General features: G+C 46.6%; 13 protein-coding genes. 3 read left to right on the top strand and 10 right to left on the bottom strand.

Annotated elements, in window-relative coordinates; all coding sequences use genetic code 11:
* Nucleotides 1-87: 87 nt before the first annotated feature.
* The 3 genes from L4D19_RS15115 to L4D19_RS15125 all read right to left on the bottom strand — a co-directional run bounded on the left by L4D19_RS15115 (nt 88) and on the right by L4D19_RS15125 (nt 7,452).
* On the bottom strand, nt 88-4,464 hold the full coding sequence (locus L4D19_RS15115; protein ID WP_428453127.1) for a transporter substrate-binding domain-containing protein: 4,377 nt from the start codon (nt 4,462-4,464) through the stop codon (nt 88-90).
* Nucleotides 4,465-4,617: 153 nt separating this feature from the next.
* The gene (locus L4D19_RS15120) at nt 4,618-5,946 is read right to left on the bottom strand and encodes a response regulator (RefSeq protein ID WP_428453128.1); all 1,329 of its coding nucleotides are present in this window, start codon (nt 5,944-5,946) and stop codon (nt 4,618-4,620) included.
* A gap of 183 nt (nt 5,947-6,129) precedes the next feature.
* Nucleotides 6,130-7,452, bottom strand: coding sequence for a Na+/H+ antiporter family protein (locus L4D19_RS15125; RefSeq protein WP_428453129.1), 1,323 nt, complete (start codon nt 7,450-7,452; stop codon nt 6,130-6,132).
* Nucleotides 7,453-7,755: 303 nt separating this feature from the next.
* Between L4D19_RS15125 and L4D19_RS15130 the strand changes: the two genes are divergently transcribed.
* On the top strand, nt 7,756-8,361 hold the full coding sequence (locus L4D19_RS15130; RefSeq protein ID WP_428453130.1) for a peroxiredoxin C: 606 nt from the start codon (nt 7,756-7,758) through the stop codon (nt 8,359-8,361).
* A gap of 80 nt (nt 8,362-8,441) precedes the next feature.
* Here L4D19_RS15130 and L4D19_RS15135 read toward each other — a convergent pair whose 3' ends face one another.
* From L4D19_RS15135 to rnt, 3 genes are all read right to left on the bottom strand, one after another.
* Nucleotides 8,442-10,913 (bottom strand): VolA/Pla-1 family phospholipase, encoded by a 2,472-nt coding sequence (locus L4D19_RS15135; protein WP_428453131.1) that lies wholly within the window; start codon nt 10,911-10,913, stop codon nt 8,442-8,444.
* Between the two features lie 51 nt (nt 10,914-10,964).
* Complete coding sequence (locus L4D19_RS15140; protein WP_428453132.1) at nt 10,965-12,233, bottom strand: outer membrane protein transport protein; 1,269 nt, start codon at nt 12,231-12,233, stop codon at nt 10,965-10,967.
* A 599-nt stretch (nt 12,234-12,832) separates the two neighbouring features.
* A complete protein-coding gene (rnt, locus tag L4D19_RS15145) occupies nt 12,833-13,504 on the bottom strand; it encodes a ribonuclease T (RefSeq protein WP_239413607.1) in 672 nt (223 codons plus the stop codon).
* Nucleotides 13,505-13,654: 150 nt separating this feature from the next.
* On the opposite strand from rnt, the gene motY reads away from it, so the two are divergent.
* Complete coding sequence (motY, locus tag L4D19_RS15150) at nt 13,655-14,545, top strand: flagellar protein MotY (RefSeq protein ID WP_428453133.1); 891 nt, start codon at nt 13,655-13,657, stop codon at nt 14,543-14,545.
* A 110-nt stretch (nt 14,546-14,655) separates the two neighbouring features.
* Here the strand turns inward: motY and L4D19_RS15155 are convergent, their stop codons facing one another.
* Together L4D19_RS15155 and L4D19_RS15160 are read right to left on the bottom strand one after the other, a co-directional pair.
* Nucleotides 14,656-15,099, bottom strand: coding sequence for a DUF2753 domain-containing protein (locus tag L4D19_RS15155; RefSeq protein WP_428453134.1), 444 nt, complete (start codon nt 15,097-15,099; stop codon nt 14,656-14,658).
* Between the two features lie 14 nt (nt 15,100-15,113).
* Entirely contained in the window at nt 15,114-15,728 is a 615-nt protein-coding gene (locus L4D19_RS15160) for a superoxide dismutase (protein ID WP_428453135.1), read from the bottom strand.
* 171 nt (nt 15,729-15,899) lie between these two features.
* Here L4D19_RS15160 and L4D19_RS15165 point away from each other — a divergent pair, with 171 nt between their 5' ends.
* Nucleotides 15,900-16,232 (top strand): hypothetical protein, encoded by a 333-nt coding sequence (locus tag L4D19_RS15165; RefSeq protein ID WP_428453136.1) that lies wholly within the window; start codon nt 15,900-15,902, stop codon nt 16,230-16,232.
* A gap of 59 nt (nt 16,233-16,291) precedes the next feature.
* Here the strand turns inward: L4D19_RS15165 and gloA are convergent, their stop codons facing one another.
* Together gloA and L4D19_RS15175 are read right to left on the bottom strand one after the other, a co-directional pair.
* Complete coding sequence (gene gloA, locus L4D19_RS15170; RefSeq protein WP_239413363.1) at nt 16,292-16,684, bottom strand: lactoylglutathione lyase; 393 nt, start codon at nt 16,682-16,684, stop codon at nt 16,292-16,294.
* Between the two features lie 71 nt (nt 16,685-16,755).
* The gene (locus tag L4D19_RS15175) at nt 16,756-18,390 is read right to left on the bottom strand and encodes a methyl-accepting chemotaxis protein (protein WP_428453137.1); all 1,635 of its coding nucleotides are present in this window, start codon (nt 18,388-18,390) and stop codon (nt 16,756-16,758) included.
* Nucleotides 18,391-18,431: the final 41 nt, after the last annotated feature.

Here is an 18,431-nt window from a genome sequence, read left to right on the forward strand (position 1 = left end):
CAGCAGTATAGGAGGCGTACCGTAAATCAATTTCAGGGGTTCTTTTGTGACCGCGGTAATCCACCGCGGTCAAGTTCAAGGTATAGGCTAAGGTTCAGTTAGTGTTTTACTGTAATGTTCTTCAGGGTTTTCTTCTAACAACTCGGCTGTTATTTCCTTTAAAGTGACATAAGCAGTATTGTCGGCGCTGAATTGTTCGCGTTCTGCTTCTTTTTCAATTGCCGCCAAAGGTATTGCCAGCGTGTCGCACTCCAGCATCTGGGAGGCGCCTTTCATTCGGTGGGCAATGGTTTTTATTGCTTGCTGGTCATCTTGCTCGATTGCCTCATTCAGCAGTCTGAAATCTTGCTGGTGGTTGTGCTTAAATTCCTCCATAAGTTGACTGACCACCTCCTGGTCTTCAAATAGCAACAGGATCTTTTGTTCGTCGAGTATTGCTGACGATGACTTTTCATTTTGGTTGATATTATCTGCGTTGCTAGCTTTCCGAGGGGGAGCGTCCAGAGACGCTTGCAGATCATCGTCGTCAAGCTGTTGGTCGACAGCGCTGAACAGATCGAGGAATTCGCTGGCACTGTGGCTATCATCGTCTTGGCCTTGCTCTTTTGTGTTCATCGGTGTCACTGGGTTTGCGTTAAGCCATTTCAGCAGAACCTGTTTGAGTTTGGCTATTGAGACAGGTTTAACTAGAAAGTCACTCATACCCATTTCAAAACAATGGCTGTCCTCTCCCTGAATCGCATTTGCTGTCAGGGCGATGATAGGAAGTCCTGAGTTGGGGAGTCCTTTGACGCTGTGTCCGACATGCATTTGTTGGTAGGAATGGCTAATGGTCGGTCCGAATTCCATGATGAGTTGTTCATGTGTCAGTTCGCTGTCGTTGTCAGTGTCAGTGGCGCGACGTTCTTGTTGTCGAATTGTGGCTGAGAGGGTATATCCGTCCATCTCAGGCATATGGCAGTCGGTGAGCAGCAGTCCATAGCGGCGGTGCTTCATCGCTTCTAGCGCAAGGACACCGTTGTCAACGATGTTGGCATGGAGGCCAATCTTCTTCAGTTGCTTGGATATAACCTGCTGGTTGACGGGGTGATCTTCGGCGACGAGGATCAGCCGCCCGTTGGCCTCGGCAGATTCCCGGCTCTCCGTCCAGTTTTCGGACTCAACAAGCTCGATGAGTCTATTCTGCATGCTACTCACCGGCATGGTAAGAACATGCCGCAGGTTGTCTGGAAGGAGTGGATTGACAGACAGACACCACTGCTCTCCGAGAGGTTCCGGAGAGAGCATCGGGTTCTGGTTGATGATAATAATGTTGACGTCCGGCAAGTGTTCTTCCAGCCATTGGTCATTGAGCTGAAGCTGCTGCCAGATCGACATGGCAATAAAGATATGTCTGGGCTGGTGTTTGTCCGCTTCGTTTTCCAATTCTTGAAGGTACTTGGCAGTAACGATGACCGGGGTGAGTTGCAGGTGCTGCAGGTAGCGGTACAGGGCTTCCCGCTGCATAAAATAGCCGATAATGAGACTGCAGCCGCTAGTCATAGGGGCTGGTATATCAGTATCGTCTGCCGCATGAGAAGGACTGTGTTCAGGCTCCGGCTCACCCAATGGAAGAGTTACTGTGATACTGAACTCACTCCCTTTGCCTACTTGGCTGTTGAGTTGGATAGTCCCATCCATCTGTTCGACCAGTTTGCGCGCTATCGCGAGTCCCAGCCCCGTGCCGCCAAACCGTCTGCTGGTGCTTTGATCGGCTTGCTCAAATGGCTTGAACAGGTTCTTTTGTTGTTCCGGTGAGATACCTATACCCGTGTCGCTGACGGTAAAGCGTATTGTTTGTTTCCCGGAAGAGAGCTCAGAATCAACCGGGCTGAGTACATCAACAGCCAGCCCGATCGTGCCTTGTTCGGTAAATTTGACCGCATTGTTTAGGAAGTTATTAAGGATCTGGTGGAGGCGAATATCGTCAGCGAGCAACCAGTCAGCCAACCTGGGATCCTGCCAGTATTTAAAGGCCAGGTTCTTTTGCTGAGCATGAATGGATTGAGGCTGGATGATACGAGCCAGCACTTTGCCGAGCTTGATATTGGTTGGATTTAGCTCCAGTTTTCCGGCTTCGATTTTTGAATAATCCAGAACGTCATTGACGATGTGGAGCATATTTCTAGCCGATTGGGTCAGGCCGCCATGCAGATTAACAAGCTCATCATTGAGGGGTTGGTCCGCCATCAACTCGAGTAGACCCAGAATACCGCTGATGGGAGTACGTACCTCATGGCTGATTGTGGCGAGAAACTGTGATTTTGCGGCTGTAGCGATTTCTGCTTTTTGTCTCGCATGTTCCAGAGCGAGTTGTTGTTGTTTTAGCAGGGAAATGTCGGTGACAACCGTATTCCAGTAAAATCCGCCTTCTTCATGGGGGGTGACACGGCTCTTGAACTGTATCCACTTTAGCTGGCCTCTGTGGTATTTCAGTTTTTGTTCGCTATCCCAGTGACCTTGCTTAGTTGCCTCACGCATACTCAGTTTAAGTGCGGGCATATCAACGTCATCGAGCAGATTGAGCAGGTGTTCGGGGTGGAGCTTGATAGAGGTGGCTGAAACCCCCAGCAGATCTTTAACGCCCGCACTGACAAAGGTGTATTGGATGTTTAGAGGCTGTTCCGGGTCGGGCTGAACATGCTGTAATACGACACCGTCGAGGTTGTCAGCTAGGTGTTGCAGGCGCCGTTCGGCTCGCTTGGCGCGTTTCTCGGCCGTTTTCCGCTGTAAAATCTCCTCGGCCATTTTACGGTTCCACCAGGTGATGGTAATGATCACCGTCAGCACCAGTAATGTTATGATGCCGGCCCATTTCGCGACCTCCTTGGGGGCTAATCCTTCCTGATATTCAAAGGTCAGCCATTTGTTCTCAAGCCGGGTCAATTCTTCTTGCGGTATAGAATCGAGTGCCTTGTTGATGATGTTGAGTAATATTGGCTGGCGAAAATTTACCGCAAAATGCAAGGGAACGAGGTTTTTATCTTCGATCTGACCGACCATTTTAAACTGGCCGAGGTAGTCCGATTGTAGCAGCGGGGAGGCGTGGTGCAGCGAGGTCAGCACGCGGTCGACCTCTTCCTTCTGCAAGGCCTGAAAGGCCGATACCTGATTGATGTACGAGACCGACGAGCAATTGCTACAAAAATCAGAGAGCAGTTCCGAGCCTGAAGTATCGGCAATGATGCCGACAGTGAGCTTGCTGTTGTTAAGCAGGGAGTCGATCCCTTCCTCGGCGGGTGCAAACAGTACCCAGGGCTCGTCAACGTATGGAGTTGAAAAGTACATCAACTTGTCTTGAGTCGGTGTTTCAGGCAGTGCAGAGAGCATCATTAGCTCACCGTCATGAAAAGCTCGATTGAGCTCCGAGTAGGTTCTTTTGCTGCTGATCTCAAACTTAACACCCAGTTCATTACTGATGATATTCAGTAAATCTGCTGTTAGGCCGGAATGGATCTTATCGACATTTATATAGTCATAGGGCGCCCAGTCACGATGAACGCCAATGGTGATGTAGGGATTTTTGTCTAACCAGCTTCTTTCTTCCGGGCTGAGGCGAAGCTGTCCATAGTTCGTGAACATATTGATTTGCCCGGGATTTAGCCATTGGTTATAAATCGCTGTCAGGCTTTGACTTTTTATGTCTTCCAAGGCGAAATTGATCCTGCTTAGCAGTTTGTGCTTACCCTTTTGAGTTGCGAAATGTAAATGGTTGGTCGGTAGGCCGGGAAGGATCGACAGTTCCAGTGAAGGATCGTTATGTTGCCGGAGCAGGTCGGATAAGACGACGGCATCGCCGATATAGCCATCGGCTTTGGACTGCCGGACTGCTTCAATGGCTTGCAGGCTGTTGCTGACGGGAACTAAGGTTGTTTTCGGCATCAGGCTGGGTAACAGCTCCATCAGGGCAAAGCCTTGCTCTACGGCAATTTTCTTGCCGGTTAATTCCTGAAACTGATTAACCGGTTGTTGCTTGGTGATCACTCCCCGCCGTATTGAAAACATCGGTTCGCTGAATGCCATATATTGTTGGCGGCTGAACGTGGAGGTTACTCCGGGGAGGAGGTCCAATTCACCGGCTTTAAAGGCTGTGACGACCTCGTTATAAGTCGAATAAAACGTAATCTCGTAGGTAAAATCGGCATGTTTGGCGACCTGGTCGAGGACCTCAATTAGCAACCCATCAACCTGAGTTTCTGTCGTTGTCGATGTGCGGGTGCCAGGGGAGGCTTCTTTATTCTCGGTAACGAAAATATAGGGAGGAAAACTGAAACCGGGGAGACCGACTCGAAGGTGGGGTCTGTCACTTACGATCGTTACTGATGACTGTGGATCTGCCTGGCCGGGAATTGGCAAGATACTCAAGAGCAAACAACAGGTAATAAAAAAACACCTGGTCCGGTGAAATAACTGTTCGGTCATCATTCCCTACATCCTTGTAAAGCAATGTTCTAAGAGCAATTTAAAATGAATGGTGTGTCTTGAGATGTTTCGTGAATTAATGCATTGAAGTCAGTTCTCCCGAAAACTACATATGGCAATCATCCCTTCCAACGTCGTTGTTGTTAACCGGCCTCGTTAACCAGTTACAGTCATTGAAGGGGCATTAACATTCCCCATCTCCTTCAAGGCCAAAAACTGAAGTCGCGAGAGTGCAGGCGTTGTCGTGGTATGTATGTTCAGTTCATCCAGTTTGAGCTTCATTTGGTTAAGCTGTTCATTGAGCCCAAGTTCACGATAACCAAGACATATTAAAAAGCCAGTTTCGAAATCAGTAATATCCTGATCGGGGATTTGGCCTAATAGCTCAGCTGCCAGCTCCGTATTGCCTAATCGATTCTGCCGCAGTGCCTGCAGCGCCTTGAGGGTTGCTTTAGAAGATAACTGACTTTCGTTTCCCTTGCTTAGCCGGTACCAGGTGGCATCAGTTCGCCAGTTTTGCAGTGGCTCTAACTCTGTATTGAACATGTCGGCATAGACAGCCAAACCACGGCGGCCCGAGTTGTCCCACATCGAATAAGGCAACAGATGGGCAACATGCAGCAGGTGCGGTATTGCTTTGTCGAAATGCCCGCTGGCAATATGCAGCCAGGTAATATTCAGTGTTTGTTCAATGCTGCTGTTGTTTAACTTCAACGCTCGCTGGATGGTATCTTCGGCTTCCGGCCATTGGTTTGCCTCGATACAGATTTCCGTTTTGAGATATAGCAGGCGAACATTGAATTTATTTTCTTTGATCAGGGTGTTGACTTGTTGAAGTGCCTGCTGGTGCTGCTGCTTGCGTAATAATATTTCGACTTGCTTGATTTTAGCCGGTAGGTGGTTGTGCAGTTGCAGTAATCCGGAAAGCATTGCCTGCGCTTCGTCATATTGCTGGTTTTTACACAGCAGGTTGACGATATGAAGAATGCCATTCTTTAACGCCATCGTATCCGGCGCACCGGCAAACAGCGGTTTGACGTCTGTCAGCCCGTTTCTGTTGAATGCCTGCTCGAGAGTTTGGCAGAATTCGCGCCTTAATAGCCCGGACGACACACGCTTGATAATGTCTTCTGAGCGTATGGGTTTGATCAGATAACCATCGGGTTCAAGCTGAGAGTAGCCGAGAAATACATCTTGGCTGTCGTTGCCGGTCACAATATAAACCAGTGCCTGTTGCTTGAGCATCTCCTTGTAACGCAAAAACTCAAGCAGGTGCAATCCGGTGCTTCCTGTCCCGAGGTTATGGTCGATGAGCAGAATGTCGAACTTCTGTTTGTTGCAGGCAGCAATGGCACCTTTGGCGCTGGCCGTACTAATTATATTATTCATTGGTACTCCGAGCTTCATAAGCAATGCACGGGTAGCACTCTGAATAATGTTGCTGTCGTCAATGATCAAATAGGTTGATTGAGCAAGTATTTCCATATAGAGCCCCATCACGAAAAAACACGTATCCGTATGAATCAACTATAGTTTAGAAAAATCACATATGAAAATTATTGGCTATGTTTTGAGATAATTAACAGAAGTGAATGTAATTAGGGCGAAACAACGAAAAAGACCGCTTTCGCGGTCTTTTATTATTGTATTTCGTATCGATTTGTTGTTCTACAGGATCATCGATGCTAACCAGCCGAAGCCAATCAGTGGTAGGTTGTAGTGGATGAAGGTCGGAACAACGGTTTCCCAGACGTGTTCATGCTGACCGTCGGCATTCAGACCTGCTGTTGGGCCTAGCGTCGAGTCAGAGGCTGGTGAACCCGCATCACCCAGAGCGGCAGCAGTACCGACTAGGGCAACGGTTGCTAGTGGCGAGAAACCAAAAGTCAGACACAGCGGGACATAGATAGTTGCCAGAATTGGGATGGTAGAGAATGACGAACCAATACCCATGGTCACCAGCAGGCCGACAACCAGCATCAGAAGCGCAGCCAGCGGTTTGTTATCACCAATCACGTCGGCCAAAGAACTAACCAGAGTTTCAACACCGCCGGTTGCTTTCATTACCGAGGCAAAGCCGGCAGCAGCGATCATGATAAAGCCAATCATCGCCATCATGTGTACACCCTTGGTGAACACATCGTGGGTTTCTTTCCACTTGATCACGCCACCAAATGTGAACACCATGAAACCAATCAGGCCACCAATAATCATAGAGCCGCTGTATAGCTGAGCACCCAGTGCAGCAACAATAGCACCAACGGCAATGTAGACATGCTGCATGTTGATTTCAGCGTGCTCTGGCTCGCTGGCCAGGATTTTTTCCTCAGAGTACTCGCGAGGTTTACGGTAGCTGAAGAACGTAGCCACAAGCAGACCGAAAATCATGCCCAGTGCCGGTAGCAACATCGCATAAGGTACTTGGCCAGCAGTGACATCTAGACCATTGTCATGCAAGTTTTTAAGCAAAATGTTGTTGAGGAATATACCCCCAAAGCCGACAGGCAATACCATATATGGCGTAACCAGACCGAAGGTCAGCACACAGGCGATCAGACGGCGGTCAAGCTTCAGCTTGGCAAATACATGCAGCAGGGGCGGGATCACAATCGGAATAAACGCGATATGAACCGGAATGGCGTTCTGAGAAGAGATGGCTAGAAGCACTAAAATGGTAAGAACGGAGTATTTCACACCTGTTGCAGCTGCTGCATTTTCATGGCCGCTGATTCGCTTGATAACTTTCTGCGCCAGTACATCTGTGATGCCTGAGCGTGAAATCGCAACAGCAAACGTACCGAGCATGGCATAGCTCAGGGCGGTAGTGGCACCGCCACCTAGTCCGCCTTCAAAGGCAGAAACGGTTTCTGCCAGCGGCATCCCGCCGATAAGGCCACCTAATATGGCACTGAAGGTAAGCGCGACGACAACATTGACCCGCATTAATGCAAGGACAAGCATGACGCATACCGATATAACTACTGGGTTCATAAAACTAAGATCCATCCGTTGTGTTATGGCATATGTGTAAAGTTTATTATTATTTTTGGCTGTTTCGCTCAAAAACATCCAGTTTCCTGAAATTTAACGACATGTCGAGAAAAATTTGATGTCGGTAGGGTATTTTATTTTTTTTGCTGAATGTCTCAGCCTTGCCATAAAGCCGTGACTATACTGATTCTGCAATGAACGCTATGTATAACCGTTAGCGATAACAATATGTTAGCGCTAATTTTCGAACGCAATGCCTTGCTGTCAATAACCCGGCAAGGTATTCACTAAATGGAGTTTGTTATGAGTGTACTAGTAGGTCGTCCTGCCCCTGATTTTACTGCTGCGGCAGTGCTTGGAAATGGCGAGATTGTCGAACAGTTTAATTTGAAACAGCATACCCAGGGAAAAGCAGCGGTGCTTTTCTTCTATCCTCTGGACTTCACTTTTGTTTGTCCTTCGGAGCTGATCGCTTTTGATAAGCGCTTTGCTGACTTTCAGGCCAAGGGAGTGGAAGTGATCGGGGTGTCGATTGATTCTCAGTTTTCTCATAACGCATGGCGTAATACAGCCGTTGAAGATGGCGGCATTGGGCAGGTTAAGTACCCGCTGGTTGCCGATACCAAGCACGAAATTTGTCAGGCTTATGATGTTGAACACCCTGAAGCCGGTGTTGCTTTCCGCGGCTCGTTCCTGATAGACAAGGAAGGTATCGTTCGTCACCAGGTAGTGAATGACTTGCCGCTGGGACGTAATATCGACGAGATGCTACGAATGGTAGATGCTCTGCAGTTCCACGAGCAAAACGGCGAAGTGTGCCCGGCACAGTGGGAGAAAGGCAAAGAGGGTATGGATGCGTCACCACAAGGGGTGGCGAAATACCTGTCTGAACATACTGATGATTTGTAATTCAGTTACAGTATAAGCAGAAGAATACTGATAAAAGAAAGGCTAGCCGCGAGGCTAGCCTTTTTGTGTATTGCAGAAAGTTAAAAGCCATATTGCTTCGTAGAAGGATCTGGCAAGGTTGCTGAAAGTACAGTACCTGCATTCGGTACTGTAAGGCTATTGCCATCCCCATTGACCAAGTTGGCGATGTGATCTTGCATTTCGCCTGTAGCTGCATCTGGGCTAGCAGCGTTTCTGTCTTTCTTCTGACTGCTATGGTCTCCGGCAGTGAAGTAAGTAACATGCTTGACTAGAGATGCGACATTGCTGTCGGTGACAGTTAAATTTAGCAGGCCTTCGTCAACCAACGGCAAGGTACCACCAAATACCGAATAAGGCTTAGCGATACTTGTACCAGTGACAGTACTTCTGAACGTAAGCTGTGTCGGGATTGTGCTGTCATCTTTCACCATTGATAAGTAGACAGGTAGCCCGCTGCTTATCTGTGGTGCATGGTTGAGTGGATCAACAGTATCCAGAATTGTCTGTGCGGCATAGGCAAAGTTACTGAAGTTTTTGTATATCTCAGTTAAAGTTGCTATGGAAGTTGGGTCACCATTGCCAAGCAGGCTCGCTTCATAACCGGTATAGCAGGTTTTGTAATTTAAAGTCTGAGCATCACAATTAGCTTTGAATTTAGCACTGGAGCCAGCTAGCAGGGTGCCTTTTACAAAGTTACCGTACTCTGTCGATTCCATTAGTAGGTAAGGAATACCTGCTCCTGGGTTGGCTAGAGCAAGTTTATTGATATTAAAGAACAGTGCATCGCTTTGTTGGTCTGCAGCAGATGTTCCTAGTGGACGGTTGGCTACGTTACCTAATGCAACCCCAGTCATTGCACCAAGAGAGTGGCCGATAAAGCTAACTCCATTCGCTGGGTTTAGCCATCCAAGTTCATCAATTGTACCAGCGTCTCCTTTGCTAATCGTCAGTAACTTCTGGCCGATAGCAACACGTAGGTTGATCTGGTCCATGACACTTTGGCGCAGGTTGTCCCGTCCGACAGGTAATGTTTCAAGGTTTAAGAAGATCTCAGGCTTGGTTGATGCTGTAGTATAACCAACGACTGGAAGTGTTACGCCTCGTGTACCATGCAACGGCAAGTCTATGGCGAAGATAGCGTTACAGGCGCTGCCGATAATGGTATCTGGCAATGAGCTGGTTTTTAGTTCTTCTCTACTTGCAGTGATCCCATGTTGATATATGCTGACAGTGTTCTTCCCAGTGGCTTTGCAACTTGCATCAGCAGGAAGGATCAGAGTGTACTCAACTGGCTGAACGGATTTCAGTTTAGGTACAGGGCTGTAGCGCGTAATTAGGCGTTCGCTATCTAGCTGACTGCCATCGGATAAAGTGATTGTTTTGCCAGTTAGCAGCGGAAGAACTTTGAGCTGTACGGCCGGATCAGTACTGACCTTGTCAAGGTCATCCAAGGTAATGCCCCAGCTTGTCAGCTTCTGCATAACAATGGCTTTGTCAGCACTGCTAGCTGTTTCATCTTCCAGTATGTATTTAATAGCAGCCAAACTTGGCATGCCACTTTGCCACGGTGTTGTTGAAAACTTGTCTGCGGCTGTTTCGAGGAAATAAGGTAGGTATACGGTACCAGTATAGATATCGTTGTTTCCACCAACAGTTTTTTGTAAGAACGTTGGGCGATCCATATCGTAAATTTGCGATAGGTCAACATTGTCAGCGATTGCAGAACCCTGCCAGACGGTTGAGGCTCCACTTTTCAACGCTAGCGCTGAAGCGGCTTTTCCTGCGAACAGAACATCACCTGCTGATGCGGTCGTAAACCAGTTGGTAAAGATAATCTTGTTCTTATCAACCCCAGTTGCTGCAAACGTTGCTTCACTGGCATGGGCGAGGCGCTGTGCTGGTTCGAGTTTTTCGCTCGGTGGTCGGGTAGTTGATTTCAATACCGCGTAGCTGTTACTCATACCCACTTCATTACCGTTGATATCTTTTAAATCAGAGGTAATAGCAAATTGGTATTGGCTCGCAGGTTTAAGTGGCTTGGTCAGCAGTACCGTCAAGGTTTTTCCTGAGGCAAAGACTTTGAAGTCACCGTTAGCTTCAGTCAGTGGTACTGGTTGGGTGCTGGCATAAGTATTGGACGTTGGATCGCCTGTTTCTAGCAAGTAGAATCCATCTGCAGCAGTGGTGCTATCTAAATTATTGCCAATAAACTCAATTGTTATCGGCTGGTTGGTGCTCCAGCCATCAGTTTTACCCATGGTAACAAGTGGGTCAGACCATTTTGTTGGGTCTGCAGCTAAACCTTCTGTTGCTAAGGTACCATCGTTTTTATCGACCGCCAGGTAGGTCGGTTTGACTACTACAGGCGCACTTGGGTTGGAAAGAATGTCAAACTTGATCTTGGTATCCGCTTTCAGGCTTCTTTCGATGATTGGATCAATGGTTGGGTTACCGACGACTTCGCTTTCATTCCCACAACCAGCCAAGCTAATACTAGAGGCAATCAGTACCGCTAAAATATTCTTTTTCATGTTATATCCCTATCTTTCAAATCATGTTGCAGCCGAGTGGGCTACCGAATCCTAAAATTTGTAGTTGATTTGCGCGGCGCTGATGATTGCACCACCGGTAGAAGTGAATGAGGTATCATCCTCTGTAAAGGTGGCTTCTTTGCCGTCGAGATAGGTCAGGCCAACATCAAATGTCATCTTCGGACTGTAGGTATAGGTTGCACCTGCCGAGTACCAGTAACGATCGGTATCAGGGATACTCAGGGTTGATTTACCGGCTTGCTCGTCGAAGGCAAAACCGGCGCGAAGGGTCCAGGTCGGGTTGAGAATATAGGTTGCCCCGATGGAGTAGCGGGAGTTATCGTCGTAATCCTCGTCTTTCAGCAAGCAAACCCCGGCTTGGTTATCGTAACCAGGGGTACATTGATCGCCGGTACCACGTAGCTCTTCGAATTTACTGTATTGTATCCACTGAATACCATAGTGAACGGCCCATTGGCTATTTAGAGCGTGATAACCGGAGAATTCAGCAATCGCAGGTAGCACAACAGAGAGTGAGCCGGGAACGGTATTATTTGGAGTCCCTGTAATACCGCCGAGGTAATCGGTGAAGTCACCATCAAAATCTAGGTCAACCTGAGAGCGATAGCTCAGGCCGAAACGGTGATCATCATTGATTTCATAAAGCGCACCGATATTCCAGCCCCAGCCAGTAGTATCGCCTTCCATTTTGATGGTTTTGTCACTTGGGCTGCCGCCATTAACTGCTTGAGCCTGTGACCCTAAAAAGCGTGTGAGCTCGGCGTCGCCGTAGACAAGGCTGACACCAGCGCCGATGCTGAAGTGTTCATTGATCCGATAGGCAATATTGGGGTTGAAGTTCAGCGTGATTAGGGATGTTTCACCAGCCGAAGAGCCAGCATTGAAATCTGCCGGATACTCGGTTGCAACACCATAGCTGGAAAATATAGCGAGTCCGACTGCAAAGCGATCATTGAGAGGATGAATATAGTAAGTTGCGGGTACTATAGCCAGAGGTGCGACATCTTTTGCGGTTTGGCCTATATCATTGTTTTCTTTATTGAAATCATTGTCCTTAACATCGATGTCAGGGTCGACGATACTGATCGCACCTGAAAATTCAGCGGTTTTGAAAAGGGTCATTGCGGCAGGGTTACGGGCCAGTACCGATGCATTATCAGCTACGGCGGCTTCGCCGGAGAACGCCCTACCTAAGCCAGAAGCAGAATGTTCGTTAACCTGAAAGCCAGCTGCGTTGACATTGACAGACATTAATGCCGCGGTTACGGCTACGGCAGTGAGTGTTATTTTTCTGGACATTATTATATTTGCCTCTCTGATCTTTGCTTCTTGTTCTTCGTTCCATGAAGGAAAAACAAATTAATGAAATACGGCTTCATGCAGAATCAGATAACACCGGCTCTATGCTTAACGCGCTCAGAACAAGGCATGTTGTTCAGGCATAGTGGCTTCACATCATTATGATACGAGGTGATTACGTAGGCGCGACCAGTCTTCCATAGAATCAATCTGAAACAATATGAAACAGTATTACGCAGTATAAGGATGAAAAATATAAATGTTAAGCCGTTGTAACACGTTGTTTTTGTGAGAAATGAGTAATTGAATGGTATATTATTAAATTATGTTTAAAACACATGTTTTAAATAAATTGGGTGTTTGAAAACATGTTTCTAAAAGCCCAGCACAGCTGGACTCATAGGAGGTCTGATGAGTTTTGCGTGTTTAATTTTTAAGACACTTCATTTTTTTCTGTTTGAGGTTTAAAAAGTCGCTGTTTGCCTAATTCTTTCATTTGTTAACGGACTCACAAAAAAATATCAATCAAGCGTATTGAGTAATTACTCTAAAATGCCGAAAAGATAGCTTCCAGTGTGGTCCGATGAGTTTGTTGTTCTTTAAGCTTGAGGTTCTTCACTTTTTTCTTCTGCAGAATCAAAAAGTGGCCATCCACCTAATTTCTTCCATTTGTTAACAATCTCACAGAATAATTCTGCTGTGCGTTCTGTATCATATAGCGCGGAGTGAGCTTCCTTGTTGTCGAACGGGATCCCGGCGGTGCTACAGGCTTTGGCCAATACTGTCTGGCCGAATGCCAAACCGCTCAATGCTGCCGTATCGAAGGTGGCAAATGGGTGGAAGGGATTGCGTTTTAGTTTGGCTCGCTCAGAAGCCGCCATTACAAAACTGTGATCAAAGTTGGCGTTATGGGCAACCATGATTGCACGGGAGCAACCTGCCGCTTTTTGTTCTTTACGGATCTGCTTGTAGATCTCTTTTAGCGCAGCATCTTCAGAGACCGCGCCACGAAGCGGACTGAACGGATCCCGGATCCCGTTAAACTCCAGCGCCTCTTTATGGATCACAGCACCTTCAAATGGTGTTATGTGAAAATGGATAGTCGAAGCAGGCTTAAGCCAGCCTTCTTCGTCCATCTGCAGGGTGACTGCACAGATTTCGAGCAGGGCATCTGTTTTGGCATTAAAGCCGGCAGTCTCTACATCAATGACGACGGGAAAGTAGCCGCGAAAGCGACTTTTAAGGGTGTTTAGTTCGTTATCTTGGCTCATAACACTGCGGTTGATAAAAATGAAGAGCGCATTATGTCAGATTCACTCCGGGAGCTAAACCTTAATTCATTGTGGGGAAACTGCACCTAAAGATTTTTTCGTCAGATCCGATACAATAGTCAGCATTACGATTGAGCTGGTGGTAGGAATATGGGCAATACAACAATATCATTGTGCTTGGCTGGCGCATTGCTAGCCGTTGCGACAGCAAGCAGCCCGGTGATGGCAAGCAAGCAATATGTCGCTACGCCTGCGCAATCGAGCTGGAAGGTCGCTGTTGATACCCCGCTGGAATGTCGTATGCTGCATAAGATACCCAATTACGGTGAAGCTCAGTTTACCTCCCGAGCGAGTAAAAAAATCAATCTGGATTTTGAACTCAAGATGCGCCGCCCCATGGGGGAAACACGCGATGTCAGCCTTGTCTCGATGCCACCGCGCTGGATGCCGGGGGATGCGGCTGAGCCGATCACTAAAATTACCTTCTTCAAACAGTTTGATGGCTATATTGGTGGGCAAATGGCCTGGGCAATGCTGACCGAACTTGAGAGCGGGCGTTATCCGACGCTAAGTTATCAGGACTGGCAGCATAGGAATAAGCGTATTGAAGTCGGGCTCTCTGCTGTATCGTTCCAGGCTCCTTATCAGCAATTTAGTCAGTGTATAGATAATTTGCTGCCCTATAGCTTCGATGATATCGCCTTTACTGTTCTCCATTATGATCATGATAGCGATGAGCTGAATAAAGCCTCGCGCAAGCGCCTGGCTCAGATCAGTGACTTTGTCCGATATAGTGATGATGTTGATTTGGTATTGGTGGCGACCTATACCGATTCACGAGGTGGCAAGAACGTCAATCAGGCGCTGTCTGAACGACGGGCCAAGAAGCTGGAAGAGTATTTTATGGCAATGGGTTTGCCGAAAGATCGGATCCAGGTTGAGGCTTACGGCAAGCGTCGGCCTATTGCCGATAATGAAACGCCAATCGGGCGTAATCAAAACCGTCGGGTAGTGATTTCGCTTGGCCGGACACTGATCTAGCGGAAATCTAAGTCCCTAATATAGCAAAGCGAGATACTCAGTGTATCTCGCTTTTTTGATCCTAGTTCATTGTACCTATCAGGCTATAAAGTCATTCAAGTTTAGCCGTCTTAGTGAAGACGGAACTTGGCGATCAGCTCGCATTGATTGCTGATATTGATATGCTCAAGCTGCCGGGCAACCGCCGGGTTAGGATGCCGCTTTAGGAATGAGATCAAAGCGGATTTACAGCATCCAAGGGTATCAATGAATGCATCACATTCTTTGCGAGGACACTGAGGAATAAGTGCCATTACTTGCTCAGAGGCAAGCTGTAAGTACTTAAGCTCATACTCGTTGTCGCCAGCCTTTCGCCAAAAAGAGGCCAGATTATGACAAGAGGTGATTTTGATGGTCAGTAAGTCCTCAAGCTCTTCGCGCGTCCCCTGAATCGGTTCTAGCTGCTGTGATTCGGCCAAAGCCAGTTGGTAATGAATCACTGACATCATTGGCTTGTTATTCTCTTCGGCTTCTGCGGCCAGCAAGGTATGCCGTTCCCAGCGTGATACATCCATGATTATTCCTTAGATTACTGCTGTTGTAATGCCTCGACAAAATGTTGTTCGATTTGCTGCCAGTCAACAACATGCCACCATGCGTCGATGTATTCCGGACGTTTGTTCTGGTAGTTGATGTAGTAGGCATGCTCCCAGACATCGAGTGCCAGAATCGGCTCCCCGCAATTATCGACAACATCCATCAGCGGGTTGTCCTGGTTGCTGGTGGAAGATATTTCCAACCGCCCATCGTTGACGCAAAGCCAGATGAACCCAGAACCAAAGTGGTTGGCAGCGGCCTCGGAGAAAGCTGTTTTGAAATGTTCAAAGCTGCCGAAGTGACAGTTAATCGCTTCGGCAAGTAGGCCGCCAGGTTGTCCGCCGCCATTGGGAGACATGCACTGCCAGTAGAGGTTGTGGTTGAAAAAGCCTCCGCCGTGATTTCTGACAGCGTGAGATTGTTGGGATACCGTAGCAAAAATCTCATGAAGAGATTGTTGTTCCAGCTCAGTGCCAGTAATCGCAGTGATAAATTTATCAAAATAGGTTTTGTGATGGCGACTATGATGGATTTCCATCGTTTTGGCATCGATATACGGTTCGAGTGCATTATAAGGATAAGGTAGTTCTGGAAAGTTGAATGACATGACCGTTCTCTCTTGGTTTTTTTAGTATATTAATGAGAATAAATATCATTATCAACCTTGCTTTTTATGATGCCTTTCCTCTTTCTTAATTTTGGAGCTGAAGTAACTGCCGAAAGAGCTAAATTGAGATGGGTATAGAGATAAACATACTAAGAAAGGGCGGTGGTAGTTATGAAAAAGCTTTTGTTGGTACTCATGTTCGGTTCTGGCTTGGTATTTGCCGATGACTCGGTGATAGACAGTGATGCAGAAAGAGTCAAAGAGCAATTAGCCAGTGAGGTTTCGGCAAAACAGATTACGTTAGAGCAAGCAGACGAAATGGAGCTTAATCGCGCCGATACGTATGAAGTTACCAGTACAGTAAGTATTGAAAATTTGGAGCTGCAAATTGCCGAGAAGCTGAAAGATAGTGTGATGCCTTTCTATTCAATAGAGTTTAATGATCCTAATAAAGACAATGAATACCGCGCAACTGTCGTAGAGTACTTCGGTAAAGTGGAGTAGTGACGGTATGCGTATGCAAAGCCTGTTCTAGCAGGCTTTGCTGTTTCTATTAGCGGTGTTTAACTGCGCTGAATTAACTCGATTTTGTAGCCATCCGGGTCGGTAACGAATGCAATGTGCGTACTTCCGCCTTTCACCGGGCCTGGTTCGCGGCTCACGTTGCCTCCCGAAGCTTTAATCGCATCACAGGTTGCATAAATGTCTTCAACACCAATTGCGATATGGCCGAAAGCATCGCCCATTTCGTATTCGGTTGTTCCCCAGTTATAGGTCAGCTCGATGACGGCACCTGTTGATTCATCACCATAGCCAACAAAGGCCAGGGTATATTTATAGGCCTCATTGTCACGCTTGCGAAGTAGTTGCATGCCCATGATATCGGTATAAAACTGAATAGAGCGATCGAGATCGCCTACGCGCAGCATAGTATGAAGAATGCGTCCGTTAGCCATAGTGTCTCCAGTGTGTGTGGTGCTGAATCCAAGTATTATAATAAAGCAAGTTAATGACGTTCAATTGTCGTTTAGATTTTAAAACGTTCTAAATGTTCTTTCATCACTAGCATTTGCCTGTGAGAGTTGTCGGCAGTATTTGTTGAAGCAATGGCCTGGTCTAAAGACCCTTGAGCCATTTCTGAAATACGCTGTGTATTGGTATTAATCTCATCACTTACGATACGTTGTTGGTTTGCAGCTGTCGCTATTTGTTCATTACCTTCTTTGATTTTTTTTATCGCTGCCACTAGGTGTTGAAAGGCTTCTTTTGTTTTATGGGCTTCACTGAGTGTTATTTCTGATGAAGACTGGCTGGCCGTCATTTTATCTACTGCTTGTGAAGCCGACTGTTGCAGGTTGTGAAGCATCGATTCTATTTCGCGAGTGCTTGTCTGCGTTTTAGAAGCCAGGCTTCGAACTTCATCAGCAACAACCGCAAATCCGCGGCCATGTTCTCCAGCCCGAGCTGATTCAATCGCAGCATTCAGCGCTAATAAATTGGTTTGTTCGGCAATGGTGCGAATAACATCAATAACATGAGTTATATCGGAAATGTCACTTTCTAATTGCCTGACCATTGAGGATGATTCGCTAATATCCAGCTCAAGTTTGGTAATTGCATTGAAAGTCATATTAATTGCATCATTACCAATATTTGTTTGTGTTTGGGCCTGTTCTGAATATCTTTGGGCATTATTAGCCTGGGTTGTGACATCTTGGGCAGAGTTGGCAAATTCATGAACGGATAACAACACATTTTGAGTTTCATTTTGCTGAACCGTCATTAAGGAATTAGTCTGATGTGCTTGGTGCTGTAGTTCAATAAGGTTTTCTGAAACTTGTTTGCTTTCATCTACAACATTTTTTAAAGTGTGGTGAAGTGAGTCAATAAAATAATCGAAATTATGGCAAAGTTGGCCCAGTTCATCGTTATTGGTGACGGCAAGACGAACAGTTAGGTCTCCATTACCTTTTGTTAGATCAATTACTTGATTACTAAGTAGCTTTATACGTTGACTGAAGTAGCGAGCTGTACAGACGGCGGTTAGAATAACGATGAAAGCGGTTAAGAGGCCAATTATCAGGATGTAATAATAAGATTGAGTTGACTCAGTGGCTGACTGCGTTAGTAGTATCTGCTCTGAGTCTAATAACTCTTTGTGAACTACTTTTGCCGAAGAAATTGTGGTGTCTAGAGTCTTATTGATTTTATCAATTCTTTGTTTGTATATATTTTCGGACAGTTCATGAGGAGTGTTCATGATAACGTCCATCTCTTGTTTTAATTGCTCAATATTACGAACGGCCACCTCTATAGCATCAATTGAGATAGAGGTTCCAGGGATCCCTGCGGCTTCTTTGGCGAAGGCAATACGAGGAGCTGATTTATAAATATTGCTATCGTAATCTTCTTTAGCTTTTTTTCTCTGCTTATCTGAAGAGGCCAAAACATAGCTTTTCATGGCATCCATTGCCTGAAATATATCTTTGTTTCCATCTTCATGACGAAGTAGAGCCGGGCTGATTGTTGCGAAAATATACCCGGTTATTCGGTTCTGTTGCTCGATTTGTCTGGTACCGATAAAGCTGCCAAGCAAAATAAGCAGAGAAATTAAAAGGCTAGGGAAAAGCAAGCGTTGAGATATTGATAAGTTATTGAACATAATAACACCACTAAGGCACCTCTACACTGAAGGTAGAGTAA

This window comes from Photobacterium kasasachensis (assembly GCF_050336885.1).
GTDB lineage: Bacteria > Pseudomonadota > Gammaproteobacteria > Enterobacterales > Vibrionaceae > Photobacterium > Photobacterium kasasachensis.

What these genes read in the sequence shown, in the direction of transcription:
- L4D19_RS15130 (WP_428453130.1), top strand. Translation starts at nt 7,756, where the DNA reads ATGAGTGTACTAGTAGGTCGTCCTGCCCCTGATTTTACTGCTGCGGCA.
- L4D19_RS15140 (WP_428453132.1), bottom strand. Translation starts at nt 12,233, where the DNA reads ATGTCCAGAAAAATAACACTCACTGCCGTAGCCGTAACCGCGGCATTA.
- L4D19_RS15120 (WP_428453128.1), bottom strand. Translation starts at nt 5,946, where the DNA reads ATGGAAATACTTGCTCAATCAACCTATTTGATCATTGACGACAGCAAC.
- motY (WP_428453133.1), top strand. Translation starts at nt 13,655, where the DNA reads ATGGGCAATACAACAATATCATTGTGCTTGGCTGGCGCATTGCTAGCC.
- rnt (WP_239413607.1), bottom strand. Translation starts at nt 13,504, where the DNA reads ATGAGCCAAGATAACGAACTAAACACCCTTAAAAGTCGCTTTCGCGGC.
- L4D19_RS15155 (WP_428453134.1), bottom strand. Translation starts at nt 15,099, where the DNA reads ATGGATGTATCACGCTGGGAACGGCATACCTTGCTGGCCGCAGAAGCC.
- L4D19_RS15135 (WP_428453131.1), bottom strand. Translation starts at nt 10,913, where the DNA reads ATGAAAAAGAATATTTTAGCGGTACTGATTGCCTCTAGTATTAGCTTG.
- gloA (WP_239413363.1), bottom strand. Translation starts at nt 16,684, where the DNA reads ATGGCTAACGGACGCATTCTTCATACTATGCTGCGCGTAGGCGATCTC.
- L4D19_RS15125 (WP_428453129.1), bottom strand. Translation starts at nt 7,452, where the DNA reads ATGAACCCAGTAGTTATATCGGTATGCGTCATGCTTGTCCTTGCATTA.
- L4D19_RS15160 (WP_428453135.1), bottom strand. Translation starts at nt 15,728, where the DNA reads ATGTCATTCAACTTTCCAGAACTACCTTATCCTTATAATGCACTCGAA.
- L4D19_RS15115 (WP_428453127.1), bottom strand. Translation starts at nt 4,464, where the DNA reads ATGATGACCGAACAGTTATTTCACCGGACCAGGTGTTTTTTTATTACC.
- L4D19_RS15175 (WP_428453137.1), bottom strand. Translation starts at nt 18,390, where the DNA reads ATGTTCAATAACTTATCAATATCTCAACGCTTGCTTTTCCCTAGCCTT.
- L4D19_RS15165 (WP_428453136.1), top strand. Translation starts at nt 15,900, where the DNA reads ATGAAAAAGCTTTTGTTGGTACTCATGTTCGGTTCTGGCTTGGTATTT.